General features: G+C 46.4%; 25 protein-coding genes. 13 read left to right on the top strand and 12 right to left on the bottom strand.

Features of this window, described 5'->3' with window-relative positions:
• Positions 1-5 precede the first annotated feature (5 nt).
• The 4 genes from uxaC to ACF8OV_RS03925 all read left to right on the top strand — a co-directional run bounded on the left by uxaC (position 6) and on the right by ACF8OV_RS03925 (position 3679).
• Positions 6-1418: a glucuronate isomerase gene (uxaC, locus tag ACF8OV_RS03910; RefSeq protein ID WP_169615341.1), complete on the top strand. Its 1413-nt coding sequence runs from the start codon at positions 6-8 to the stop codon at positions 1416-1418.
• A gap of 3 nt (positions 1419-1421) precedes the next feature.
• Entirely contained in the window at positions 1422-2399 is a 978-nt protein-coding gene (locus ACF8OV_RS03915) for a sugar kinase (RefSeq protein WP_203503634.1), read from the top strand.
• A gap of 9 nt (positions 2400-2408) precedes the next feature.
• Positions 2409-3038 (top strand): bifunctional 4-hydroxy-2-oxoglutarate aldolase/2-dehydro-3-deoxy-phosphogluconate aldolase, encoded by a 630-nt coding sequence (locus tag ACF8OV_RS03920; protein WP_025498799.1) that lies wholly within the window; start codon positions 2409-2411, stop codon positions 3036-3038.
• Positions 3039-3127: 89 nt separating this feature from the next.
• Complete coding sequence (locus tag ACF8OV_RS03925) at positions 3128-3679, top strand: YgjV family protein (RefSeq protein WP_140091106.1); 552 nt, start codon at positions 3128-3130, stop codon at positions 3677-3679.
• On the opposite strand, the gene ACF8OV_RS03930 is transcribed toward ACF8OV_RS03925, so the two are convergent.
• The 3 genes from ACF8OV_RS03930 to ACF8OV_RS03940 are packed head-to-tail and all read right to left on the bottom strand — an operon-like array spanning position 3640 to position 4967.
• On the bottom strand, positions 3640-4290 hold the full coding sequence (locus ACF8OV_RS03930; protein ID WP_021452860.1) for a carboxymuconolactone decarboxylase family protein: 651 nt from the start codon (positions 4288-4290) through the stop codon (positions 3640-3642). The two genes, ACF8OV_RS03925 and ACF8OV_RS03930, sit on opposite strands and share 40 nt — an antisense overlap.
• Before the next feature lie 58 nt (positions 4291-4348).
• Positions 4349-4483, bottom strand: a complete 135-nt coding sequence (locus tag ACF8OV_RS03935; RefSeq protein WP_256857499.1) for a hypothetical protein — start codon at positions 4481-4483, stop codon at positions 4349-4351.
• A gap of 34 nt (positions 4484-4517) precedes the next feature.
• Positions 4518-4967 (bottom strand): cupin domain-containing protein, encoded by a 450-nt coding sequence (locus tag ACF8OV_RS03940; RefSeq protein ID WP_203503636.1) that lies wholly within the window; start codon positions 4965-4967, stop codon positions 4518-4520.
• Positions 4968-5332: 365 nt separating this feature from the next.
• Between ACF8OV_RS03940 and ACF8OV_RS03945 the strand changes: the two genes are divergently transcribed.
• Positions 5333-6256, top strand: a complete 924-nt coding sequence (locus ACF8OV_RS03945; RefSeq protein ID WP_140056545.1) for an AraC family transcriptional regulator — start codon at positions 5333-5335, stop codon at positions 6254-6256.
• A 112-nt stretch (positions 6257-6368) separates the two neighbouring features.
• Here ACF8OV_RS03945 and ACF8OV_RS03950 read toward each other — a convergent pair whose 3' ends face one another.
• Entirely contained in the window at positions 6369-7370 is a 1002-nt protein-coding gene (locus ACF8OV_RS03950; protein WP_020838319.1) for an arginine deiminase-related protein, read from the bottom strand.
• 403 nt (positions 7371-7773) lie between these two features.
• Between ACF8OV_RS03950 and ACF8OV_RS03955 the strand changes: the two genes are divergently transcribed.
• Together ACF8OV_RS03955 and ACF8OV_RS03960 are read left to right on the top strand one after the other, a co-directional pair.
• Positions 7774-9624: an ABC transporter ATP-binding protein gene (locus ACF8OV_RS03955; RefSeq protein WP_020838320.1), complete on the top strand. Its 1851-nt coding sequence runs from the start codon at positions 7774-7776 to the stop codon at positions 9622-9624.
• 596 nt (positions 9625-10220) lie between these two features.
• Positions 10221-10928: a DUF445 domain-containing protein gene (locus tag ACF8OV_RS03960; RefSeq protein ID WP_005484721.1), complete on the top strand. Its 708-nt coding sequence runs from the start codon at positions 10221-10223 to the stop codon at positions 10926-10928.
• Positions 10929-11008: 80 nt separating this feature from the next.
• On the opposite strand, the gene ACF8OV_RS03965 is transcribed toward ACF8OV_RS03960, so the two are convergent.
• Positions 11009-11485: an Lrp/AsnC family transcriptional regulator gene (locus ACF8OV_RS03965; RefSeq protein WP_005465952.1), complete on the bottom strand. Its 477-nt coding sequence runs from the start codon at positions 11483-11485 to the stop codon at positions 11009-11011.
• A gap of 322 nt (positions 11486-11807) precedes the next feature.
• On the opposite strand from ACF8OV_RS03965, the gene ACF8OV_RS03970 reads away from it, so the two are divergent.
• Positions 11808-11975: a hypothetical protein gene (locus ACF8OV_RS03970; protein WP_140142371.1), complete on the top strand. Its 168-nt coding sequence runs from the start codon at positions 11808-11810 to the stop codon at positions 11973-11975.
• A gap of 7 nt (positions 11976-11982) precedes the next feature.
• Here ACF8OV_RS03970 and ACF8OV_RS03975 read toward each other — a convergent pair whose 3' ends face one another.
• Entirely contained in the window at positions 11983-12231 is a 249-nt protein-coding gene (locus ACF8OV_RS03975; protein ID WP_011106558.1) for a hypothetical protein, read from the bottom strand.
• A gap of 360 nt (positions 12232-12591) precedes the next feature.
• On the opposite strand from ACF8OV_RS03975, the gene ACF8OV_RS03980 reads away from it, so the two are divergent.
• Both ACF8OV_RS03980 and ACF8OV_RS03985 read left to right on the top strand, forming a co-directional pair.
• On the top strand, positions 12592-13125 hold the full coding sequence (locus ACF8OV_RS03980) for a GNAT family N-acetyltransferase (RefSeq protein ID WP_203503638.1): 534 nt from the start codon (positions 12592-12594) through the stop codon (positions 13123-13125).
• 18 nt (positions 13126-13143) lie between these two features.
• Complete coding sequence (locus tag ACF8OV_RS03985) at positions 13144-13578, top strand: hypothetical protein (RefSeq protein WP_069505577.1); 435 nt, start codon at positions 13144-13146, stop codon at positions 13576-13578.
• Positions 13579-13668: 90 nt separating this feature from the next.
• Here ACF8OV_RS03985 and ACF8OV_RS03990 read toward each other — a convergent pair whose 3' ends face one another.
• Positions 13669-13908: an RNA-binding protein gene (locus ACF8OV_RS03990; RefSeq protein WP_005466432.1), complete on the bottom strand. Its 240-nt coding sequence runs from the start codon at positions 13906-13908 to the stop codon at positions 13669-13671.
• Between the two features lie 148 nt (positions 13909-14056).
• On the opposite strand from ACF8OV_RS03990, the gene ACF8OV_RS03995 reads away from it, so the two are divergent.
• Entirely contained in the window at positions 14057-14587 is a 531-nt protein-coding gene (locus ACF8OV_RS03995; RefSeq protein ID WP_005477406.1) for a GNAT family N-acetyltransferase, read from the top strand.
• A 75-nt stretch (positions 14588-14662) separates the two neighbouring features.
• Here the strand turns inward: ACF8OV_RS03995 and putP are convergent, their stop codons facing one another.
• From putP to ACF8OV_RS04015, 4 genes are all read right to left on the bottom strand, one after another.
• Complete coding sequence (gene putP, locus ACF8OV_RS04000; RefSeq protein ID WP_005484781.1) at positions 14663-16156, bottom strand: sodium/proline symporter PutP; 1494 nt, start codon at positions 16154-16156, stop codon at positions 14663-14665.
• A 136-nt stretch (positions 16157-16292) separates the two neighbouring features.
• Positions 16293-17000, bottom strand: a complete 708-nt coding sequence (locus tag ACF8OV_RS04005) for a 1-pyrroline-5-carboxylate dehydrogenase (protein ID WP_005467523.1) — start codon at positions 16998-17000, stop codon at positions 16293-16295.
• A gap of 11 nt (positions 17001-17011) precedes the next feature.
• A complete protein-coding gene (putA, locus tag ACF8OV_RS04010; RefSeq protein ID WP_025537052.1) occupies positions 17012-20143 on the bottom strand; it encodes a bifunctional proline dehydrogenase/L-glutamate gamma-semialdehyde dehydrogenase PutA in 3132 nt (1043 codons plus the stop codon).
• A 387-nt stretch (positions 20144-20530) separates the two neighbouring features.
• On the bottom strand, positions 20531-21343 hold the full coding sequence (locus ACF8OV_RS04015) for an AraC family transcriptional regulator (protein WP_005468852.1): 813 nt from the start codon (positions 21341-21343) through the stop codon (positions 20531-20533).
• Positions 21344-22144: 801 nt separating this feature from the next.
• Between ACF8OV_RS04015 and ACF8OV_RS04020 the strand changes: the two genes are divergently transcribed.
• Positions 22145-22900, top strand: a complete 756-nt coding sequence (locus ACF8OV_RS04020) for a PAS domain-containing protein (RefSeq protein WP_043028050.1) — start codon at positions 22145-22147, stop codon at positions 22898-22900.
• Between the two features lie 76 nt (positions 22901-22976).
• Here the strand turns inward: ACF8OV_RS04020 and pdxH are convergent, their stop codons facing one another.
• Positions 22977-23612 (bottom strand): pyridoxamine 5'-phosphate oxidase, encoded by a 636-nt coding sequence (gene pdxH / locus ACF8OV_RS04025; RefSeq protein ID WP_025505747.1) that lies wholly within the window; start codon positions 23610-23612, stop codon positions 22977-22979.
• Between the two features lie 205 nt (positions 23613-23817).
• Between pdxH and ACF8OV_RS04030 the strand changes: the two genes are divergently transcribed.
• Positions 23818-23982: a hypothetical protein gene (locus ACF8OV_RS04030; RefSeq protein WP_154215082.1), complete on the top strand. Its 165-nt coding sequence runs from the start codon at positions 23818-23820 to the stop codon at positions 23980-23982.
• The last annotated feature ends 54 nt before the right edge of the window (positions 23983-24036 follow it).

The raw sequence follows: 24036 nt of genomic DNA on the forward strand, positions 1-24036 counted from the left end.
TAACGATGAAGAATTTCTTGTGTGAAGACTTTTTACTCTCAAACGAAACGGCACGTCGCTTGTACCATGAGCATGCGTTCCACCAGCCAATTTATGATTACCACTGCCACCTAAACCCAGCGGAAGTGGCGCAAAATCGTCAGTTCGATAACTTAGGTCAAATCTGGCTTGAAGGCGATCACTACAAATGGCGTGGCATGCGCTCGGCAGGCATTGAAGAGCGTTTGATTACGGGGAACGCGAGCGATTACGACAAATATATGGCGTGGGCGAAGACGGTACCTCAAACCTTGGGCAATCCGCTCTACCACTGGACGCACCTAGAACTGCGTCGCCCATTCGGTATTACCAATACGCTGTTTAGCCCAGACACCGCTGACCAAATTTGGCATCAATGTAATGAGCTACTGGCGACACCCGAGTTCACCGCTCGCGGCATCATGCAGCAAATGAATGTGGTAATGGCAGGCACGACCGATGATCCTATCGATTCATTAGAGCACCACAAAACGATTGCTGAAGACGAAACGTTCAACGTCAAAGTCCTGCCGAGCTGGCGTCCGGATAAAGCGTTCAAGATTGAATTGGACCTGTTTGCGGATTACATGCACAAACTGGGCGAAGTAGCAGACATTGAGATCCGCCGCTTTGATGATTTATTGAGTGCACTCGATAAACGTTTGGCACACTTCGATGCACATGGCTGTCGTGCGGCAGACCACGGCATTGAGATCGTCCGTTACGCGCCGATCCCAAGCGAGGCTGATTTAGATGCGTTATTGGCTCGTCGTTTAAATGGCGAGGCATTGTCAGAGCTTGAATGTGCGCAATTCTCTACCGCAGTTCAAGTTTGGCTCGGCAAACGTTACGCGCAATTGGGTTGGGTCATGCAGCTTCATATTGGCGCACAGCGCAACAACAGCACACGCATGTTCCAACTGTTAGGTGCCGACGCTGGCTTTGACTCGATTGGCGATCGCCCCTTTGCTTTTGAGCTGGCACATCTACTGGATGAAATGGACCAAACCAACGAGCTCCCTCGCACCATTCTTTACTGTTTGAACCCTCGTGATAACGAAATGATGGCGACTATGATTGGTAACTTCCAAGGTGGCGGCATCGCGGGCAAAGTGCAGTTTGGCTCAGGTTGGTGGTTCAACGACCAGAAAGACGGCATGCAACGCCAAATGGAACAGCTTTCTCAACTTGGTTTGCTCAGCCAATTCGTCGGTATGTTAACCGACTCGCGCAGCTTCTTGTCTTACACTCGCCACGAATACTTCCGCCGTATCCTGTGTGACATGGTTGGTCGTTGGGCTGAAAACGGCGAAGTTCCAAATGACCTATCATTGCTTGGTCCTATGGTCGAAGACATCTGTTTTGGTAACGCAAAACGCTACTTTGAAGAGAGGGCGTAACCAATGAAGCACATCGCCATTATTGGTGAATGTATGATTGAGCTGAATGGCAAACCGTTCGGCTCCATGCATCAAACATTTGGTGGGGATACGCTCAACGCTGCGGTTTATTTGAGCCGCGGCTGCGAAGCCAATAGCAAACCTGATGAAGTTAAAGTCTCTTACGTTACGGCGCTTGGCAATGACCCAATCAGTACGGGCATGCTGACTCGCTGGGAAGACGAAGGCATCTCAACAGACTTAGTGCTGCGCGATGAGATTCGCACGCCGGGTTTGTATTTGATTCAGCTTGATGACCAAGGCGAGCGTACGTTTCTATATTGGCGCAATCAATCAGCAGCACGTTACTTACTTCAACATCCTAACTTTGGCCTGGTTAAGCAAGCATTAACTCAAGTGGATGCGGTGTTTCTCAGCGGTATCTCTTTAGCCATCTTGCCAGAAGAAGACCGAATTTCACTGCTTAATTTGTTGGTCGAGCTTAAAGCCCAAGGCGTTGAAATCGCGTTTGATAGTAACTTCCGCCCAGCACTGTGGCCTCAAGACGAGAATCAAACCGTCAAAAACGTTTACCAAGCCATGTATCAACTGACGGACGTTGCCTTGGTGACTTTTGATGATGAGCAATTGATCTGGGGTGACGAAACACCAGAGCAAACCATTGAACGACTTACCTCTCTTGGCGTGGGCAAATGCATCGTCAAGCTCGGCGCAGATGGCTGCTTAGTTCAAGACTCAACAAATCAGGGTTCGAGCGCGGCTCAGGCTCCACAAGCCGTGCCAACCCAACCTGTCGCTCAAGTGGTGGACACCACATCGGCGGGCGACTCATTCAATGGTGGCTTTTTATCGGCATACCTTGCGGGCGCCGATCTCGCGGCCTCATGTCAAAGAGGAAACGCACTGGCAGGTGCTGTGATTCAACATCGCGGTGCCATCATTCCCAAAGCATTCACACAACCGGCGCTTGGCGTCGTTTAAGGAACACTCATGTCTAGCATCAAAGAACAATTGAAAGCTCTGAAAGTCATCCCTGTTATCGCTATTGATAAAGCAGAAGACATTATCCCACTGGGTAAAGTATTGGCAGAAAACGGACTACCAGCGGCTGAAATCACCTTCCGTTCAGCAGCGGCTGCAGAAGCGATTCGCCTACTGCGTGAAGCCCAGCCAGACATGCTGATTGGCGCCGGTACGGTGCTAAACCGCGAGCAAGCAATTGCAGCAAAAGAAGCAGGCGCAACCTTTATTGTATCGCCTGGCTTTAACCCAAATACCGTTAAAGCGTGCCAAGAAATCGGCATTGATATCGTACCGGGTGTGAATAACCCAAGCACAGTTGAAGCCGCGTTGGAAATGGGATTAACTACCTTGAAGTTCTTCCCTGCCGAAGCCTCTGGCGGCATCAACATGGTGAAATCACTGCTTGCGCCCTACACCGACATCGAACTGATGCCTACTGGTGGCATTAACCCTGCGAACATCAAAGATTACTTAGCGATTCCACGCGTGTTGGCCTGCGGCGGAACTTGGATGGTAGACAAGAAACTGATCGAAGAAGGCAACTGGGAAGAGCTGGCACGCCTAACTCGCGAAGCGGTTGCGCTTGTAAATGAGTAATCGCTTTTAGCGATTGAATAAAGTGCCCAGCCCTCCCTCGGTGGAGGGCTGATTCGTTTGCCACTCACTCACATGGTTAAGGAACCTAGATGGAAAATGGGCTAGCACAAGGCATTGGTGGCATCGCGTTTATGGTTGGCGTGATGGCCTTCTGGCAGAAAGATGACCTACGCTTTCGCTATCAGATGATGGTGTTTTGTTTCATCATGGGCGTTCATTTCGTCTTACTGGGCGCAACCGTCGCGGCCATTGGCGTGGTCATTAATGGTATTCGCAGTTTCGCCTCCATCAAAACCCAATCACGCAAAGTGATGTGGTTCTTCATTGCAATGATGTGGCTGATGACCCTGCCAAACATGAGCCACTTTTTTGAATTCATCACCGTGTTTGGTTCCTCCGTTGCCACTTGGGCACTGTTTTCCAAACAAGGCATCGCCCTGCGCAGCTTAATTTTATTCAACTCATTTTGTTGGGTGAGCCACAACCTTTGGCTTGGCTCGATTGGTGGCTCCTTGGTTGAGAGCACCTTTATCATCACTAACCTGCTCACCATTTATCGTTTGTTTCATGCCCAAGAACACATCTCCCAAACCCAAAACAATCAGTTTTTGGCGTCTAACACCGAATCCAGTACAGATTGAGCATTACTCGCAATACTTTCATCACAGCACTGCTTTAAAACCAGAATGAAATCATTCAGTTCTTCGGCAGACACGCCATTATTCATGCTGATGTTGTAGTGCGCCGCAAGCTGGCTGTTCACTCCTTTGATATTTGCCAGCGCTGCAATCGTGGCAATTTCTCGTTGTTTCCACGTCAGGAGGTCACGCGCGAAAATGTCACCAAACAAATGGGCTTTTAAGTACTGATCTATTTGAGGTGAAAAGTCGAACAGCGGGCCTTTGACTTGCATACCGACCAGCGTTGTTTGGTTCTGACTGCCTAGCTCTAAGCTGCTTTTATCTGCCGTCAACGGCGTCGATTCACGCCCTAATATGTCGGTAATACCACGATTTTTGCGCACTTCAACTACTTCCATAAAAGCAGCCAATCCATTCAAACTGCGGGGAAAACCTGCGTAAGCGTATAGTTGAGCGAGAACTTCTTTAATCTCATTGATCGTTAAGCCGCTTTCTAAACCATCATTCAGGCTAATCTTGAGTTTTTCTACGTCACCGCTTGCGGTGAAAGCCGCGATTGGAACGATGGCTCGTTCTTTATTACTCAATTTATCTGTTGCAAAAGCAGGCATAACAGCGGATATCGTTGTCATAGTCAGTACCCAAATTAATATGGACTTGATTGAAGTTTTAATTGCGATCATCGTCAGAACCTTCCGTTGGTTGACCACACGCCGAAGCGACTTGAGGAGCCATAAAAGCAATACCAATGAGCGCAATCTTTACGCTCATGTAAGTTTGATATTTACTTGGCTTGCCTGTCATTGTCAGATCTCCGACGTCCTAAGTTAGCGTTCAATTAGCCAAGCTCTGCGTACTCTTCGTCCGTCACGGGTTCACACCACTCATTGCTTGCTCCTTCAGCGGGTATTTCTATTGCTACATGTGAAAACCAGCTGTCTTTAGCTGCGCCATGCCAATGCTTAGTGCCAGGCGCAATATGCACGACGTCGCCCACGTTGAGCGCTTGCACTGGCTGACCAAATTCTTGATACCACCCACGGCCTCCCGTCGCGAGCAAGATTTGTCCGCCTTCGTGATGAATGTGCCAAAAATTACGGCAGCCCGGTTCAAACGTCACATTTGCTACGATCAGCCCCGGTTGGTTGAGCAACGCCAAGTAGCTTGTCCCCGTGAAGTAATCGGCATACGCTTCGTTCTTTGCCCCGAAATCAAAAATGCCACGGCCGTTAAATACTCCTGCTTTTAGTGATTGTGGAATCTGTGTGTTTGCTGTGTGATTAACCATTGCTCTACGTCTCTTTATGGAATGCAGGATGCGTATCGAGCATTCGCCAAACTGTGTAGATAACGTTAACGCCGCAGGCCATTTATCGTTAGCCTATTCATGGCTAATACTTGCCTAATTTTCCAAACAATTGGACTTACATTTTGGTACTAGAGACGACCAACCGTCTCTTCTTCTGCCAAGAACAATAAATAAACCATTAATTTAAAAGCAAAATAAGTAAGAATAGAGATTGAAAACGTTTAAATTGGAACGGTTCAAAATCGCACAAAAGGAAAACAGCGCCTTGCCTGATAATCTTTACTTCGCAAAATGTCGTGATATACATTGAATAACAACCTCAATAATCCGAGAGCCTTTTCGCGATGTCAGATTTATCACCTACCAGCTTACCAAGTAGAGCATTCGCCACTCAGAAATTAGCCAAACTGATTGATCGATGGACGGGAGACGCAAACCAATACGACACGCCAATTTCGGGGTTGAGGTTCAGTCGTTGGACAACCCCGACACCGCCTACGAGCTATACCCACAATCCAAGTATTTGTCTTATCGCGCAAGGCAGGAAGCGAGTCTTATTGGGAGAGGAAAGCTTTATTTACGATGCCAACCACTTCCTGATTTCTTCTGTCGATCTCCCTATCATTGCCAACATTATCGAAGCCAGTGAGGAGCAACCTTATTTAGGGCTGATCATGGAGCTGGATTTGACCGAGATTTCCCAACTGATTGTCGATAGCGAACTTGCCTTTACTCAAGCCAAAGAAGCGCAAAAAGGCATTGCTGTCGGTGAGTTGTCGGAATCTCTATTGGATGCGTTTGTACGTTTAGCAGAATTATTAGACGAAGGCCAAAACATCAAAATTTTAGCGCCCATCATTAAACGGGAGATTTTTTATCGCCTTTTGATGAGTGAACAGGGCACGCGTCTCCATCAAATCGTGACTGCGGGCAGCCATAGCCATCAAATAGCCAAAGCCATCGACTGGCTCAAAAACAACTTTGTCAAACCATTAAGTGTTGGAGATTTGGCTTCGTACACAGGTATGAGTAAATCGTCGTTTTACACGCACTTTCGCTCCATGACGTCCATGACACCATTACAGTTTCAGAAGAAGTTACGCTTAAGTGAAGCACGCCGATTGATGCTGACAGAAAACTTAGACGCCATGGCTGCGACATTCAAAGTCGGCTATGAAAGTCCGTCTCAATTCAGTCGGGAATACAGCCGCTTGTTTGGCGCACCGCCGTCTAAAGACATCAAATCGCTAAGAGAAAATTTGGGCTAAATTGGCACAAAAAAGCCGTTAGTCTGTACTGCCACAGAGCTAACGGCTAAAAACCCATGAAGAGATCGCTTCGTCAGCACTTCACTGCGGCTGACAAAAAATGTGTAGTTTATTAAAGCACAGCCTTGCGACTCGGTAAGAACACTTCACCCAACATGCAACGTACAGAACCACCACCAATAGATTCTATGGTGGAAACGTCGAATGGCAGCAATTTACCGTGTGTCGCCAATTGGTTTCTTTGTGCTGGTGAGAATGCTTCGTACGCCGATTGAGACATCGCAATCACCTTGTCGCCGTTGATGGTTTCCAGTTGCAGAATGTTGCCACAGAACTGGTTCATCTGATCAAGCGAAATGGAGATAACTTGTTTATCTTTTGCCAGAGACTTCAAAACAAAACGACGCTCAAATTCTGGGATCACTTCATCACAGATCACACAAAACTGCTCACCCACAGCCATCATCACGTTGGTATGGTAAATCGGCGAACCCGATGGCAAACGGGTTTGGAATGAAATCACGCGCTCATAACCAATGCGATTCGCGTAATCTTCCAACACTAGGCGATCACAACGCTGTGACAACGCGGCATAAACGGTTTTGTTTAGATGATCAAAAACCATCACCCCAGTGCTTTCTAGGTACGCGTGATCGCCTAGGTAATCCGTTAGACTGCTTTGCTGGTGAACTTCACGTCCTGCAGCGGCTAGCGCGGCAATTAACGCTTCCGGGCGAACCTCATGCTGACGGTTTTCACACGCCATTGGGAAGGTATAAAGCGTGCCGTCTGGTGTTGTGCTAAACCAGTTGTTTGGAAATACCGCATCAGGCGTCGCAACATCAGAAACTGGATAGTCAAATTCCACCACTTGCACTCCTTCTTGGCGCAACGTGGCAACCATTGCCGAAAATTCAGCCATGGTTTTTTGTGATACTTCTTTCTGGCTCAATGACACCTGATGCTGAAACTCATTGTCTTGCGCCGTTTCTTCATTAAAACGAAATTCTTTAGGTGGCACCATCACTACGCAGTTTGCGGTTTGGCGCAGAGCACTTTGTGTGCTTTCTTCTTTCCCATCAGCAAATTGGGGTACTGATTCGTGTAATAGCATCCAATATATTCCTTATCTCTAGAATGGAGAGATTGTAAATTTATTGTTAACTTCAGTTTTGCTGTTTTCGCGATTATTTCCATTCTCTAAAAGTAATTTTTCCTGCAATTAGACAGCGAAACACGATTTTTTATTGTCACTTTGCTGGTTTACGCTTTTGTGGCTCGGACATGACAAATCCAATAAATGGGATATTTCAATTCAGTTCATAACCAACTAGTTACATTTAAAAGGCGATCGGTTAGACTATTTTTTCGCCCCTCTCACAAACTCGTCTGCTTTTCTGGCCAGCGGACAACGATATTTCTTACCACCTATCTCGGTGCGCACTGCCATGTCCAAGCAGTGTAAATCGATGGATTCAGTAGACCGAGATGGCATTGTTTTAACTTTAGGATGAGTTATGTTTAAACGATTTGAAGGCTTCACAGAGCCATTTCCCAAATCTACGCCCGATCAGCCCCCTTCAGGGATTTTTGCCTTTCTACGCCATTACACCCGAGGGTATGAAAAGCCACTGATCATCATGTCACTGATGTCGACGATTGTTGCCATCGTTGAAGTCATGCTGTTTGGTGCAATGGGCCAACTGGTGGACTGGCTTTCCACCAGCAATCCAGAAACCTTTTTGCAAGATAACCGAGCGGATCTGATTTTTTACGGCGTCTTACTTCTGGTTGTAATGCCACTTTTGGTTGTTATCTACTCTTTGCTGGTGCATCAAACCTTGTTGGGTAACTACCCAATGTCCATTCGCTGGCTTGCTCACCGTTATCTGCTCAATCAGAGTCTGAACTTCTATCAAGATGATTTTGCAGGGCGCGTTGCAACCAAAGTGATGCAAACCTCTCTCGCAGTACGTGAAACGGTCATGAAGAGCATGGACGTGTTTGTCTACGTGACGGTTTACTTCACCAGTATGGTCGTGATGTTAGCAGCTGCAGATTGGCGTTTAATGATTCCAATGATTGTCTGGCTTTTGGTTTACATCGCGATTCAGATTTACTTTGTACCGAAACTGAAAGATGTGGCCTCTGAGCAAGCCGATGCGCGCTCAACCATGACAGGCCGTATTGTCGACAGCTACACCAACATCCAAACCGTGAAGCTGTTTTCACATAGCCAACGAGAAACCCAATATGCCGAACAAGGCATGAAAGGATTTCTCAACACGGTTTATCGCCAAATGCGCTTGGTAACAGGCTTTGACGTGGCGGTTGAAATTTCCAACTACATCTTGGTGTTTTCCGTCGCGGCTTTGTCGATTTATCTGTGGTTAGACAGCGCGATTAGCGTCGGTGCCATTGCTATTGCGGTCAGCCTAGCACTGCGCGTTAACGGCATGTCGATGTGGATCATGTGGGAAGTAGGAGCCCTGTTTGAAAACATGGGTACTGTCGTGGATGGCATGAAAACACTGTCCAAACCTATCGATATCCAAGACAAACCGAATGCGAAAGACTTGGTCGTATCTCAAGGTGGCATCCAGTTCGATAACGTCAGCTTTCATTACGGTGAAAACAAAGGCGTCATCAACCATCTGAATCTCGACATCAAACCTGGCGAAAAAGTCGGCTTGGTTGGGCGCTCTGGCGCAGGCAAATCCACGTTGGTGAACTTGCTGTTACGCTTCCATGATGTGGAAGAAGGCAGCATTAAGATTGACGGTCAAAACATTGCTGACGTCACGCAAGATTCGTTGCGCTCGAAAATTGGCATGGTGACACAGGATACGTCTCTTTTGCACCGTTCAATAAGAGATAACATCTTGTACGGCAACCCAACCGCCTCAGAAGGGGAACTGCTTAAAGCGACGAAACAAGCGCACGCTCACGAGTTCATCGAAACACTGACAGACCCATTTGGCAATGTCGGCTACGATGCGCAAGTTGGCGAACGAGGCGTGAAGTTGTCTGGTGGTCAGCGTCAGCGTATCGCTATTTCTCGTGTGTTATTGAAAGACGCGCCGCTGTTGGTACTGGATGAAGCGACTTCAGCTCTGGACTCAGAAGTCGAAGCGGCTATCCAAGAAAGCTTGAACGAGCTCATGCAAGGCAAAACCGTGATTGCAATAGCACACCGATTGTCGACCATCGCCCAGATGGATCGCTTAATCGTTCTCGACAAAGGTAACGTCGTAGAGCAAGGCACGCACCAAGAGCTGATCGCTCATAACGGCATCTACGCACAGCTTTGGGCACACCAAACTGGCGGTTTTCTTGGTGAAGAACTAGACAATCAGCAAGCTTCTTAACACCGCTTCATCCCTTTAAAAACGGCGCTTAAAGCGCCGTTTTTTATTCTCGAATTACATGGGCACTGAACTGACGAACTCACTTATTCTCATTTATGAAACACCAACAATGATGAAGATCACACTTTTTCTGCTAATATAGCGCCTCGTTGCGTATCTATTGCAATGGACACAATGCAGAGTACCTAGCTGAATTCATTTATCGTTTCACTTTTTGATAAGCAGCTATACTCAATAGATGGCTTAGTTATTAAATTAACAATAAGGTAATTAGCTTATGTGTAAATGTGGTTCAATGCAGATCGTACAAGTAAAACCTAGTTGGGCTGACAAGCTATTCGGCTATTCAGAAAGATGGAAATGCCAACTTTGTTGTAAGATCTACCGCATCTAAAAATTAAAAAAATAGAATCTTAGTTTTTCTAAGAAAAAGCAGTGGCCCGACAATGATTGTCGGGTTTTGTTTTTCTAAAGCCTCAATTATCTCCCTACGCTTCCACGCAAACCAATCTGCTCAACACCTAGCATCTCAATGTGACTTAGGTATAGAATCTGGCCCACTTATTTCTTCCTCTATTCATACATAACTGGTCACTATGAACAAAAGTTTGCTAACGAATCTGCTCGCCATCGCTTTGATGGGCGCGGGCCATCAATTTCAGAACGACTATCTTTGGTATGCAGGTCTCTTTGCCTTCTCTGGCGCCATCACTAACTGGCTTGCCATCCACATGCTGTTTGAAAAAGTGCCGGGTTTGTACGGTTCTGGTGTGATTCCCGCACGGTTTGAAGAATTCAAACTGGCGATCAAAAATTTGATGATGGAACAGTTCTTTACCGAAGCGAACATCGACCGATTCTTGAATAAAGAAATGGCGGGCGGTGTGAACATCGATCTTCAACCTGTGATTGAGAAAGTGGATCTAAACCCAGCCTTTGACTCACTAGTAGAAGTCATTGAGGGCTCCCAGTTTGGCGGCATGCTAGCGATGTTTGGAGGTGCGGAAGCTCTACAGCCGATGCGACAACCTTTCGTCGAAAAGATGCAAGTGTCCATCATCGAACTGAGCAAGAGCGACAGCATTAAAGAAGCTTTGAAAGAACAGTTTGAATCACCAGCCATGATGGATGAGATTAAGCAGAACATCGAAGGCATCATCGACCAACGCCTTAGCGAGTTAACGCCGGCATTGGTTAAAGAAATGGTGCAAAAAATGATTAAAGAACACCTAGGCTGGCTAGTAGTTTGGGGTGGCGTATTCGGTGGTTTGATTGGTGTTATTAGCACCTTTATCGGCGCATAATCCTTCACTGAACATCGAGAGACCTATCGAAAAAGGAGCCCGTTGGCTCCTTTTTTATGTCCTGTACCACGACAAGTGCTTTAGCCTAATAGCTCCGGATTCACACCAAATCCCGTTTTGTGCTCTTCTATCACCACTTCACTTCGCGTCTGAATAACACCCGGTAGCGTGCCTAGCTTACTCGACATGAACTCTTGATACGCTTTCATGTTCTTCACTCGGACTTTAATCATGGTGTCGAAGTCACCAGAGAGCGAATAACACTCTTCGATTTCTGGCATCAATTCCACCGCTTTGGCAAACTTTTCAAAAATCGAGAAGCTGGTTTGATCCAAACGAATATGAATGAACACCTGAACATCCAATCCTAATTTTTCAGCATTCAACTCTGCATGATAGCCATTGATATAGCCTTCTTTCTCAAGCCTTTTGACGCGATCTGAGCACGGCGACGTGGTTAAGTTAATCTGCTTCGCCAGTTCGACGACTGGAATTCGTCCGCGTGAATGAAGCACTCTCAAAATATGCAGATCAATCCTGTCTAATTGGTAGCTCATCAACACATCCTTGTAACAACTCAGGGAACTTTACATTAATCGTTACCGTTATGTTTGCAAACTAACAAATGAACAACGTGTGAATTCCGCTTAGTTTTAACGTTTGCTTAGCACAAAAAGTCATCATCAACCTAAAAACACATCCTAGTTGTTAACATAAGTTTATAAATAACAAAGGCACTCACATGGCTTTTATAAGAGAAAAATCGGTGTGAATGAAAAAGTGAAACGATGAACTTTGCAGAGAATAAAGTGAGCTATAAACAGAAGAAATGAGCCAAATAGTAAGGCAATAATAGGAAAAATTATTGAGGAAAAAGCAATGTTAACCTTACAACTGGCGTATAAACCGTTTGGTGTTGGCGAATGGACATACACCACGGTTTCTCACGAAGTCGCGAAGTTTTTAGCACGTGAATACGCATCTTATGGCTGGCCAGTGATGATCGACGGAACGCCCTACTCCAACGAAGAACTTTTAGCAGCGTAACGTTAAACTACAGAGCGGCCGATACGTGTCTTGCCGGGTGAGGTACCACTTCACCGATCGCTCGGTGGTTGCAGCAACGACAAAAATACTGTGGTTCCATCTCGTAATAGTGCTCACCCGAGACAAACTTCGCCATCAGTTGCGTGAAACTCACCACCTTACCGGTTAACGTGTCAACGGATTGAGGCTCACAACGCTTCATGATCACTTTATGTTGCGTTGATTTTCTACACGCTGAGCAATATATATCCGGCATCTCTCTTCTCCCTGAATTTTTGTGTGCTACTGACAATTGACATATTTTGTTCAAAATAATTCCACAATAAAAAAGCCCCTTTACTTTTTTGTGCCCTATCTTCAAAAAATCCTACTAAAGTATGCAAAAACTGAGACCTTGGTCAGACCTCAACTTTTATACCACTTATATGAAAAACAGCACCTATGTGTGTAATAATACGACACATCACACATAAGCTATTGTTAGGGCTTATTATTTAGTAAGGCGCGTGACAACTTTACAGTTGGCTAGGTCGAGCTTTCGTAACGCTTTGTTATCTCGATTTACCCCGCAAACCAGTTGCTAGCAACAACAGCCGTCTCATCAAGGAAGAAATGCATGACGATACAACCGACTCTCACTACCGAAAGACTCGTCCTCCGGCCATTCAATATCGGTGACTGCCAACAAGTGGCTTTACTCGCTGGAGATAAGCGAATTGCCGACATGACAGCAAACATCCCACATCCTTATGAGCTACCAATGGCGCAAGCATGGATAGATAGGCACGATCCGATGTATCAGCAGCATCAAGGCGTGGCGTACGCTATTACCTTGCGAAACACTGGGGAGTTACTTGGTACGGTGAGTTTACCGCGTATCGAAGAGGGGTACGGAACATTAGGCTACTGGGTTGGCGTGCCACATTGGGGGAAAGGCTATGCATTCGAGGCCTCCAAAGCCTTACTCGAATTTGCTCGAATACACTTTGAGTTAAACGGAATAACCGTGATGCATTTGGTGGATAATCAGCGTTCTAAATCGGTGATCCAAAAACTAAAGATCCCTTACGTCGGTGACAAAACATTGCGCATGCAAGGCAAAGAACGAAAGGTTTGTGTCTACCAACTCACGTTCGTCGCTTCTGAATAAAGTCGAGGGATATGTCGGATGATCATCCATGAAACTTCACAAAATCTACCCAAGAACAACCCTTTCTTGCTGGGAACTGTATCGTCGTCGCTGTTCTATTTTTCCTACCTAGCAGACAAGCTCGTCGAGTTTGGACTCTTAGCACTCACAATAGTCGGATTGAAACTGATCTCAACGTACTTCACGCGCCGCGCGTTCAATCCTAAAACGCTATATATCGACGCAAGCACTAGCGCCTTGAAGTACAGCCAGGGCTCAACGGTTTACTTCCGTCTACCTCTTGATGACATTGTCAGAGTCCAAATACAGAAAGAGTCCTTCTCCAGCCAAAGTTTAATGATCTACACAGTCAACGACGCTTACCAAGTGCCGAATTCTGACAATTTCGATTCTCTGCAATTAAAGGATTTAATGAAACAACTTGAAAAGAGGCTTGATGATCAACGTCGTTAAAGCAAAAAGAGAAGATATTCCAGAAGTTTCCAATTTGGTCTCTAAATAGAAAGACAAAAAAGCCAGCAATTACGCTGGCTTTTCTCTGTGTTAGTCTTGTGCGACTTTCACGCGAATTTTGCTTTTTTCTACGTTCGTCAAATTCAGTGCTTCAAGAGCAGAAATTGCTTCTGCTTCGTCCGGCATGATGACAAAACCGAAGCCTTTCGACAAACCCGTTTCTTGATCAAGCACTAGCGAACACAGTTCTACTTTGCCGTACGCTGAGAATAATTTGCGGATATCTTGCTCGGTCATGTGACGAGCCAAGTTTCTTACTAAAAGTTTCATAATGAACCTAGTTGGTTTGATAACGGTTCGATTCTCTCAGTTTCTCTCTGGCAAACCAAGTGAATAATATGACGGCGTTGACTAGATCATTCTAAGTACATCTGTTTAAATGATTTTCCGTTCATTTTTCACCCATAGGATAGCCAGCATGGAAACGAAACGTCTCAAACTCATCCCCGCTTGTTTAGAACGAGCCGAAGAGGCGCATCAAGCTGTCGTTCGCAGCCAAAAGACTCTCGAAGTCTATCTGCCGTGGGTGCCTCATGTGCTAACATTAGAAGCGATGATAGAAGGGACAGAGAAAGCCATCGCAAACTTTGAAAACTTCGAAGAAGAGCTGCGTTACTACATCATTGAAAAGGAAAGCGATCGCTTACTGGGTGCGGTCGGTTTGATGATTCGAGATCCCGACGTACCATCCTTTGAGATAGGTTATTGGTTAGATGATGCAGCCGTTGGCAATGGTTATGTTGCCGAGGCTGTGCTCGAAGTTGAGCGCTATGCGTTTGATGATTTGGGTGCCAAGAGAATCGCAATTCATGCTGATAGCACCAACCAAAAGAGCCGTGCTGTAGCCGAGCGCTGTGGTTATGAGTTCGAAGGCGAACTCAGAAACGAACGTCTTACCACATCGGGAGAGCTGAGTAACACCGTGATTTACTCAAAAATCCGCGAGTGAGCCGCTTAGCTAAACCGATTTGAACACAATAAAAAAGCCCGCGATATTCGCGGGCTTTTGTCATCTTTGCAGTGGTTAGTCTAAATCAACCAACTTCTGCTTGTACTCTTGGTGTTGGTCTAGAACTTCTTGACCTGCACCGCCAGTCATCTTGCTAACCAACACGATAGCCAGTGTTGAGAAGATGATGCCCGGTACGATTTCGTAAACGTCGAACCAACCGCCAGTTAGCTGTTTCCAAACTACGATGGTCACGCCACCCACTAGGATGCCCGCTAGTGCGCCGTTACGGTTCATACCGCTCCAGTACAGGCTAAGTACTACGGCAGGGCCAAATGCCGCGCCGAAGCCCGCCCAAGCGTAAGATACAAGACCTAGCACAGAGCTGTCTGGTGTCATTGCTAGGAACAATGCAATCAAAGAAATCACGATAACGCCCACACGGCCAATCATCACCACTTCTTCTGAAGAAGCATCAGGTTTGATCACTTGCTTGTAGAAGTCTTCTGCTAGTGCAGATGAAGATACTAGAAGCTGTGAATCCGCTGTACTCATTACTGCCGCTAGGATTGCTGCTAGTAGGATACCAGCAACCACTGGGTGGAATACGGTGTTCACAAGCAACATAAAGATTTTCTCACCATCTTCTAGTTGCGTGCCTGGGTGGCCAGTCACCCATACCAGACCAACTAGACCCACTAGCATTGCACCTGCCATTGAAAGCGCAGTCCAACCCACAGCGATACGACGCGCTGTAGTTAGGTCCTTGTTTGAACGTGATGCTTTGAAACGCGCTAGGATGTGTGGCTGACCAAAGTAGCCAAGACCCCATGCCGCTAGCGAGATAATCGCGATAGCTGACAGCGGCTCACCTTTCACATCATTCCACAACGTCAGTAGTTCTGGGTTGATGTTGTGCATGTCTGAAGACAGTTGGCCAAAACCACCGTCCATCACAGCAATCGGAACGATCATCAGTGCTGCTGCCATCAATAGGCCTTGCACTAAGTCAGTCCAAGATACCGCTAAGAAACCACCGAACAGCGTGTAAGAAACCACACAAACTGTACCAATAACTACTGCAATGCTGTAATCAAGGCCGAATACGGTTTCAAACAGTTTGCCCCCTGCAACCAAACCTGAGCTGGTGTAGAAAAGGAAGAATAGAAGAATGAAAAACGCAGAGATGGTCTGAATCAGTTTTGATTTGTCGTTGAAACGACGTGACAGGAACTCTGGCAATGTTAACGCGTCAGTTTGGATGCTGTAAGTACGCAGGCGTTTTGCACTGATGAACCAGTTAGCCCATGTACCAGCAAGTAGACCGCCTGCTAGCCAAAATGCCTCGATACCTGCTGCATACGCGTAACCTGGCAAACCTAGTAGCAGCCAGCCACTCATGTCTGATGCACCTGCAGATAATGCAGCAGGCCACGGACCTAGGCTACGGCCACCTAGGAAGTAGTCAGATGAATTGGAAGTCCTCTTATACGCGTAAACGCCAATGGCAACCATAATTATTAAATACGCCACAAAAGTGGACGTGATAGCAAAGCTATTTTCTATCATTTGATAGTCCTCGTTATAATTATTTCCTTCCTTGTCTTCTCTGACATTTTGCCATCGCAGCAATACGCCAAAGCAAGAGACACCAATCTGAACAAGCTCTCAGGCTGGTTATTTCAAATTGGTGTCACAAGTCAGGTTAGTGAGTTTCGTTCCCCAACTCGAGTAGAGTCGCGTTACCACCCACCGCTGTAATATTTATCGTTCGAGTACGCTCAGTAATAAAGCGCAACGAGAGATGCGGATCGTGAGCCAGTTTTGGTGACTCCAAATCCGTTTCAGAAACTAAGCCAACGATAGCACCATCGCGCTTAGCCAATTGAAGATTGAGCGCATGCTCAACCTGAGAATGCCCAACATAACCCACACTACGTACATCGCTTTCTAGCAACGGGGCAGACGCATCGTACGCAACTACTTGGACTAAGTTAGACGGGAAGTTTGTTGACGATACCGCTTGTTCAACCAGTCGGTTTAGCTCGGCATTGTCGCTGCAAATCACAACACTGTTACCTGCGATGAGGGCACAAGTGATCATTGCAAAAGTGCTGTACAGCGCGTTTTCAGTGTTTTCGATGTTGTTTTCACAAATCACCAAAGCCACACCACGACCAGCCGCGTACAGCTCGTTAGTTTCCCCCGTAGGGCCCACTAACTGATGAGGTTCTGCAAGCAGTGCAGACGCTTGTTGCAAGTGGTAAGACACTACTTTCGCCACAACAGCATTCTGCCCTTCTAGTGCAGATTTTAATGCCAACACATGTTCGCATTTGTAATCAAAATCGGTCAGATTCCACTGCTCCCAAGCAGAGAATGCATCTTTAAAATATGTGATCTGATGAACCATAATGCGACTCCTTATGCGTTCTCTGCTTGAGCAAGAAGATGTTGAGTAAAGCGGTACAAGTAGTGAGGACCACCAGCTTTTGGACCTGTACCAGACAAGCCTTGACCACCAAACGGCTGAACGCCAACAACCGCACCAACTTGATCTCGGTTGATGTAGCAGTTACCCACGCGAGCGTGTTTTTCAATCCAGCGATAAGTGGTTTCGTTACGGCTGTGAATGCCCATTGTTAGACCAAAACCTGTTTGGTTGATCTGCTCTACCACGTTTGGCAGTTCAGACGCTTTAAAGCGAACAATGTGCAAGATAGGACCAAATTGCTCTTCTTTCAGAACATCAATGCCTGAGATTTCAAACGCACTTGGTGCAACAAAATCACCGTATTGACACGCTTCTTCCAGTTGCAGCTGCGCAACTTTCTTCTGCGTGCTGCTCATCTGTTCTAGGTGAGCAAGGAGTTTTTGCTTCGCATTGCGGTCAATAACCGGACCCACATCGGTTTTGTGCAAGTAAGGCAAGCCAACGTGTAGCTCTTTCATCGCGCCTTGGATAAGGGTGATGATGCGGTCCGCAACGTCTTCTTGAACAAACAGCACACGAAGCGCAGAACAGCGTTGACCCGCCGATGCAAACGCAGAGCGAATCACATCACGAACCACCTGCTCTGGCAGTGCAGTACTGTCGACGATCATGGCGTTTTGGCCGCCAGTTTCCGCGATAAACGGTACAGGCTTCGCGGTACGCTCTGCCAACGTTACGTTGATGCGCTGTGCCGTTGCCGTAGAGCCCGTAAATGCGACACCTGCGATGGCGTCGTGAGAGGTTAGTGCATGACCAATCTCACCACCGCGACCAGGAAGTAATTGAATTACGCCAGCTGGGAAGCCAGCTTCCAGCATCAAATCAATCGCGCGAGTAGCAATCAAGCTGGTTTGTTCAGCCGGTTTAGCAACCACAGTGTTACCCGCAACAAGCGCCGCGGTTACTTGACCAAGGAAAATCGCCAGAGGGAAGTTCCAAGGGCTAATACAAACGAACACACCGAGACCTTCACGGCTTGAAATGCGTTTCACACCATCGAAACCTTCCAGTTCAAATGGTTGTAGGTTTTGCGCTTGTTTTGCGTAGTAACGACAGAAATCAACCGCTTCACGAACTTCATCAATGCTGTCGTGAATGGTTTTACCCGCTTCTTGATGACAAATCGCCACCAACTCCGCCAAGTTTGCTTCCATCAGGTCGGCAAGTGTTTCTAAACACTTCGCTTTTTGCTCAATCGCGGTGCCTTTCCATTCTGGGAATGCCGCTTGCGCCGATTCAATCGCAGCGGAAACATGATCAAGAGTTGCAAAAGCGACTTGACCCACTTCAACACGACGATCGTAAGGCGCGGTAATGATCTCAGCGAGGTTTTCCTTGATCATGCTTTCGGCAAAACGTTCACCGTTGATCACAGGGCCCGCAATCCACTTATTGTTTAGGAAGCTTTCAACTTGCGCTTCAAATGGTTTTGCTTCGCTTTCGATATCAATGTTCACGCCGTAAGAGTTTTTACGTTCAGGGAAAATACCTGAAGGCATTGGGATCTTATCGTTATTCAGCGTCGCAAAACTGGTTAGCGCATCCACAGGGTGATGTGTCAGTTCAGAAATTGGGCAACGCGCGTCAACCAAACGGTGCACAAACGAGCTGTTTGCGCCATTTTCTAGCAAACGACGAACAAGGTAAGGCAGTAGATCCGCGTGGCTACCAACTGGAGCGTAAATACGAACAGGTTGACCGTATTTCTCCATCACGTGGTTGTAGAGTGAATCTCCCATGCCGTGTAAGCGTTGGAATTCAAAATCCTTATGCTGCGCCATCACTGCAATCGCAGTAACTGTGTGCGCATTGTGGCTGGCAAATTGCGGGAAGATATTGCCACGTACGCCTTCGCTTAATAGGAAACGCGCACATGCAAGGTAAGCAACATCGGTCGCTTCTTTGCGTGTGTACACAGGGTAGTTTTCGTAACCCGCTTGTTGTGACCATTTGATTTCGCTATCCCAGTACGCGCCTTTGACCAAGCGAAGTGGGATCAAGTCACCTTGTTCTTTCGCAAGGGCATTGAGCCAAACCAATACTGGTAGAGCACGCTTCGAGTACGCTTGCACAACAAGACCAAACTTGCCCCAACCTTTCACGAGGTCACTGCGGTAAATCTTCTCGAACAGCTTTAGAGACAGCTCAAGGCGATCAGCTTCTTCTGCATCAATCGTGATCGCAACGTCGACTTCAATCGCGCGTTTTAGTAGTTGCATGAGCGTTTCATACAGCTCAGTCATAACACGCTCTTCGTTCGCCACTTCGTAGCGAGGGTGCAATGCTGAAAGCTTGATAGAAACCGAAGGCGCAGGGCTGGTGTCGTTACCGTAAGTCTCGCGACCCACCGCTTCGATCGCCATTAGGTAATCTTTGAAGTATTTGTTTGCATCCGCTGTTGTTAGCGCCGCTTCACCCAACATATCAAATGAGTAAGTGAAACCTTTGTCGCGCATCGGACGACCATTTTTCTGCGCTTCTTCAATCGTGCGGCCGCGAACAAACTGGTGACCCATGATCTTCATTGCCTGATACATGGCTTTACGAATCACAGGTTCAGAGAATTTGTTAACCAGACGGTTTACAGCCTGACTTGGGCTCTGGGTGCCTTGCTCACCAAGACCGACCACTTTACCTGTCAGCATTAGACCCCATGTTGACGCGTTAACGAAAACAGAATCTGAGTTTTTCAGGTGAGATTTCCAGTCCGCAACGCTTAACTTGTCTTTAATCAGCGCGTCTGCGGTTGCCGCATCCGGGATGCGCATTAATGCTTCTGCAAGACACATCAGCAAGATACCTTCTTGAGTATCGAGACTGTATTCCAGCAAAAGTGCATCAATCATCTGGATTGACTTCTTATCGGCACGAATGGCTTCAATAAGTTTGGTCGTTTGGTTAGTGATCGCCGATTTTTCTTCCGTTGTCGGCGTCGCTAGTGGCAATAATTGCTCTAGCCATTGAGACTCGTCCACCATATACAATGGCGAGATCAGTGACCACAACTTATCAAGCGGCTGCCCGATAAATTCCGGTGTCAACACGTTCGTAGCTGTAAACATGTGTGTTCCTCAATCTCACTCCTCGAAAACCGCTTCGAGGATCATCAATGGCTGGCAGTGTATTTTGAGGCCGATAATAATACTTGTCAAAAACTACGATATTTTTGCCAAAAACTCGCTTTTATAACAAAACATCCACATAGTCACATTCAAATAGATAATATTTTGTGTTGTAAATTTTAATTTTTGCATTTTAATCACAACAAAATGTTAGGAATATCAATAAGATTATTCTTATAGCAACACCTTCTTTTGAGCATTGGAGGCCACAACGCTCAATAAACCGTCAATTTGGCCTTAAATCTATAAAATTGAGAAATAGATCACAGGTAAAAAAGTACAAAAAAACCATGCATAGAGCATGGTTTTGTCTTTTTCTTGGTAAATTTACCCAACCTGTTTCTTATACTGAGAGGGAGAAAGTCCCTGCAATCGAGTGAAGGTATGAGTAAAAGTGCTTTGACTTGAGAAGCCGGTAAACTCGGCGATTTGCCCTAAAGAGAGGTGACCTTGCTCGATTAGCTCACGAGCCATATCAATGCGCTTACCTAATACGTATTGATGCGGAGTAATCCCCATCTGATCTTTAAACAAGCTGTGGAATTGGCTTTCACCCAAGAAAACGCGCCCTGCAAGCTGAGCAACGCTGATCTTATGGCTGAGATGTTGTTCGATGTAGCGGTCTATTGCTTCTAGATCAAAGCGCGAATCTTTGCGGCTGGTTTCAAATGCAGAGATATGGCGCTGCATCAATGCAATCACGGTGTCATTACACGCGCGACTAAGCAGCAGATCATCAGGATGGTTACGCATTTCCTGTACCAGCATCTGAATCAGCTTCTGAATTTGACCATCGAGTTGAAAATAAAGGTGGGAACGCTCTAGGTTATTGATCTTCTGAAGCATCTCAGGGTCATCATTGGTCGGCTTCGGCATATTCAGCACTAAAATATCCGACTGATGAATCACGCCGCCGAAAGCATGATCAGAGCATGCTGTTACCACACAACCTTGCCCAGGACCGACTAAATTACCCTGCCCACGGACTTCGAATTCCGCTTGACCTTTCAACCCAATCACGATCTGCGTGTAAGCATGATCATGGCAATCCATATAAGATGGCAATGTGATCAGTTCTGCTGGTTTTGGCAGCATACTTTCTTTATATGGTGGGGCTTTCGGGTTATCTGAGTCACTCATTTCACACGGTCATCTTAAGCGTTCGGCTTACATCGAGGCATGATATACCTTCTCGGTTGCCTTGCAAATCTCCACGGAGCCAATCGCGCAAGATCAAACCAACAAGATCAACTCCAACCACATGATCATAGTTCCGGAACGATGATCATGCGAGATTAACTTACGGTCAATGTACAACCAACTTTCTTAACAAAAACGGGCAGATAGAAAAGGCAGGCATTGGCAACAGGCTAAGCTCCTAAAGATCTTCACTACAAAAGTCTCGTATTTTCTATGTATTGCTGCCGCGAATGGCTAAAAACGCATTAATCGATTGAATATAAACCACATAGAGGGATTTCCCCCCTTACTAATATGCCCCTGATTCAATACATTAGACCTCGAGCTCTAGGATGCATACGACCCTGAGCTCTCGGTATCTGATTGATACCTCTAACTTACTTAGCAGACCCTCGCTATGTAATTTAGAACCTCTTCTACACGTCGACAAGATTATATCTTGTGTTGCCAGCCCGTCTTCAGGCTGGCTTTTTTTTGTATCTCAAAAATGAAAACAATGGCATAAGCTGATATTATATCGGCCATCTCACCGTATCCTTACGTCAATCACCACGCTGAGTACTCTTGATCCATTTTTCTCCGCTCCCAGTGCCATCTGGTGCTATTTACCGAAAGCATGATCAAGGAATAACACTGCGTAGATGACGAAAGAATCCATGAAGTGAGCATACTGACCTGCATAAAGCAGGCAATGTATCCAAGTCATGTCTGAATGCTGGTGTAAACACAGCTGATGGAGAGATGGCTTGGGGCCAAATAGCAGTAGTGAGTCCTCTTGTGAATATTCCAGTCAATACCATAGAACAGTCGCTCCTCCGACAGCTACCGGGTTGTTGGGGGTGCAAAGATAAAGATTCGGTATTCCGTTATGTGAATCAGGAATACGCCGAATTATTGGGCCATGCCTCACCAGAAGAGTGCATTGGTAAAACTGACTTCGAGATGTCGAGCCCAACCACTGAATGCGCACAAGAATTTCAACGCCAAGATAAACATGTGATCGAAACGGGCGAATCGTTGAAGATCCTTGATATTCATCCTTACCCTGACGGGCGTTGGCGCGCACATATTTTCACGAAAACCCCTTGGCGAGATGAACAAGGCAACACCCTCGGCACCATTTTTTATGGCCGAGAGTTAACCGACACCGCCGTGATTGAAGTGGGCTACTGGGTGTGTCGAGCCATCGGTACAGACATAAACCATCAATCCATTTTCCGCTTTTCGAATCTGAATCCGAAACCAGAAAAGCTCACATGCCGCGAGCAAGAAACGCTATTTTTACTGCTTTACGGCAAAAAACCTCAGTTTATTTCTCAAGTGATGGGCATCTCCACAAAAACGGTAGAAGGGCACGTCGCACGTCTAAGAAACAAGTTTGAAGCGAATAGTAAGAACGAGCTGATCGATAAAGCAATGGAGGCAGGCTATGGATCTGTTGTACCCAAAACGCTGCTTAAACATCAGCTTTCTGTTGTTTTGAATGGAGAGCGCTAACGCCACGCCGCTTTATCTTTATAAACACAAACACCGCCTAAATGGCGGTGTTTTGTTAGGCGTTAAGTAAGATGCCCTATGGCGCGAGACGGTCGATATCCCATTCGCCATCGTGTTGAGAGAATAGGAAACGGTCATGTAGGCGATGCTCACCGCCTTGCCAAAACTCAATGCTTTGCGGTTTAACTCTAAAGCCGCCCCAAAATGTTGGCATTGGAATTTCACCTTTGGCAAATTTCTGTTTGAGCTCAAGGAACTTACCTTCCAGCACTCCACGAGCAGAAATACGGCTACTTTGCTTACTCGCAATGGCCGCCAACTGGCTATCTTTAGGGCGGGAAGTAAAATACTTCATGTTTTCCATCGCAGTCAGCTTTTCAGCCACACCAGTAATGTGAACTTGGCGCTCTAATGGATGCCAAGGGAAATGCAGGCTGATGTTGCTGTTATGCTCAAGATGCTGCGCTTTGCGACTACCTAAGTTGGTGTAAAACACGAAACCATCTTTATCGACGTTTTTCAATAAAACGATTCGTTGAAATGGCATGCCGTTTTCATCTACGGTCGCCACTGTCATCGCAGTAGGATCAGTCAACCCCGCCTTAATCGCTTGCTCCAACCAAAGGTTGAATTGATCAATTGGATTAGCTTTCAAATCTTTACGACGTAGGCCACCTTTCGTGTACTCACGACGAATATCAGCAAGTTCCATCTTTACTCCTTCACTCGTTTTTTGTCGATTGTGCTCCCGAAGCTACTGAAATACAAGGACAGCAAACATAGATGTTGAAAAACCGATGGTAACCTCTAGATTCAGGCAAAAAGCGAGGCCCGGCAACACTTCTAACAAGACCAAAGACCAACGGCAGGGCAAGTTTTTCCACCCAAATGATAAGAATGAAGCGACGAGAAGTAACGTGAAGTCATCCAAAAATAACTTCGCTTCGTTTTCTCTCCAACGGGACAAGATTGACTATTTAACATCAAGTGAGCATAAACTGACCGCTATGTCACACAACGAACCAATCGCTTACTTGGCAAACAACCGTTACGTATTTATTAGTACGGAATACTACTTCTAAAATGCAGTTCGATTCCTAGTTAACGTTACCGCTCACAGCATCGTTTAATACCTT

Source organism: Vibrio sp. GLN_1 (assembly GCF_043106015.1).
Taxonomy (GTDB): Bacteria; Pseudomonadota; Gammaproteobacteria; order Enterobacterales; family Vibrionaceae; genus Vibrio; species Vibrio parahaemolyticus.

What these genes read in the sequence shown, in the direction of transcription:
- ACF8OV_RS04015 (WP_005468852.1), bottom strand. Translation starts at nt 21,343, where the DNA reads ATGAGTGACTCAGATAACCCGAAAGCCCCACCATATAAAGAAAGTATG.
- ACF8OV_RS03970 (WP_140142371.1), top strand. Translation starts at nt 11,808, where the DNA reads ATGTTAACCTTACAACTGGCGTATAAACCGTTTGGTGTTGGCGAATGG.
- ACF8OV_RS03915 (WP_203503634.1), top strand. Translation starts at nt 1,422, where the DNA reads ATGAAGCACATCGCCATTATTGGTGAATGTATGATTGAGCTGAATGGC.
- ACF8OV_RS03975 (WP_011106558.1), bottom strand. Translation starts at nt 12,231, where the DNA reads ATGCCGGATATATATTGCTCAGCGTGTAGAAAATCAACGCAACATAAA.
- pdxH (WP_025505747.1), bottom strand. Translation starts at nt 23,612, where the DNA reads ATGGAACTTGCTGATATTCGTCGTGAGTACACGAAAGGTGGCCTACGT.
- ACF8OV_RS03955 (WP_020838320.1), top strand. Translation starts at nt 7,774, where the DNA reads ATGTTTAAACGATTTGAAGGCTTCACAGAGCCATTTCCCAAATCTACG.
- ACF8OV_RS03925 (WP_140091106.1), top strand. Translation starts at nt 3,128, where the DNA reads ATGGAAAATGGGCTAGCACAAGGCATTGGTGGCATCGCGTTTATGGTT.
- ACF8OV_RS04020 (WP_043028050.1), top strand. Translation starts at nt 22,145, where the DNA reads ATGGCTTGGGGCCAAATAGCAGTAGTGAGTCCTCTTGTGAATATTCCA.
- ACF8OV_RS03965 (WP_005465952.1), bottom strand. Translation starts at nt 11,485, where the DNA reads ATGAGCTACCAATTAGACAGGATTGATCTGCATATTTTGAGAGTGCTT.
- putP (WP_005484781.1), bottom strand. Translation starts at nt 16,156, where the DNA reads ATGATAGAAAATAGCTTTGCTATCACGTCCACTTTTGTGGCGTATTTA.
- ACF8OV_RS03920 (WP_025498799.1), top strand. Translation starts at nt 2,409, where the DNA reads ATGTCTAGCATCAAAGAACAATTGAAAGCTCTGAAAGTCATCCCTGTT.
- putA (WP_025537052.1), bottom strand. Translation starts at nt 20,143, where the DNA reads ATGTTTACAGCTACGAACGTGTTGACACCGGAATTTATCGGGCAGCCG.
- ACF8OV_RS03995 (WP_005477406.1), top strand. Translation starts at nt 14,057, where the DNA reads ATGGAAACGAAACGTCTCAAACTCATCCCCGCTTGTTTAGAACGAGCC.
- ACF8OV_RS03935 (WP_256857499.1), bottom strand. Translation starts at nt 4,483, where the DNA reads ATGACAGGCAAGCCAAGTAAATATCAAACTTACATGAGCGTAAAGATT.
- ACF8OV_RS03950 (WP_020838319.1), bottom strand. Translation starts at nt 7,370, where the DNA reads ATGCTATTACACGAATCAGTACCCCAATTTGCTGATGGGAAAGAAGAA.
- ACF8OV_RS03960 (WP_005484721.1), top strand. Translation starts at nt 10,221, where the DNA reads ATGAACAAAAGTTTGCTAACGAATCTGCTCGCCATCGCTTTGATGGGC.
- ACF8OV_RS04005 (WP_005467523.1), bottom strand. Translation starts at nt 17,000, where the DNA reads ATGGTTCATCAGATCACATATTTTAAAGATGCATTCTCTGCTTGGGAG.
- ACF8OV_RS03980 (WP_203503638.1), top strand. Translation starts at nt 12,592, where the DNA reads ATGACGATACAACCGACTCTCACTACCGAAAGACTCGTCCTCCGGCCA.
- uxaC (WP_169615341.1), top strand. Translation starts at nt 6, where the DNA reads ATGAAGAATTTCTTGTGTGAAGACTTTTTACTCTCAAACGAAACGGCA.
- ACF8OV_RS03985 (WP_069505577.1), top strand. Translation starts at nt 13,144, where the DNA reads ATGATCATCCATGAAACTTCACAAAATCTACCCAAGAACAACCCTTTC.
- ACF8OV_RS03940 (WP_203503636.1), bottom strand. Translation starts at nt 4,967, where the DNA reads ATGGTTAATCACACAGCAAACACACAGATTCCACAATCACTAAAAGCA.
- ACF8OV_RS03945 (WP_140056545.1), top strand. Translation starts at nt 5,333, where the DNA reads ATGTCAGATTTATCACCTACCAGCTTACCAAGTAGAGCATTCGCCACT.
- ACF8OV_RS03930 (WP_021452860.1), bottom strand. Translation starts at nt 4,290, where the DNA reads ATGCCTGCTTTTGCAACAGATAAATTGAGTAATAAAGAACGAGCCATC.
- ACF8OV_RS03990 (WP_005466432.1), bottom strand. Translation starts at nt 13,908, where the DNA reads ATGAAACTTTTAGTAAGAAACTTGGCTCGTCACATGACCGAGCAAGAT.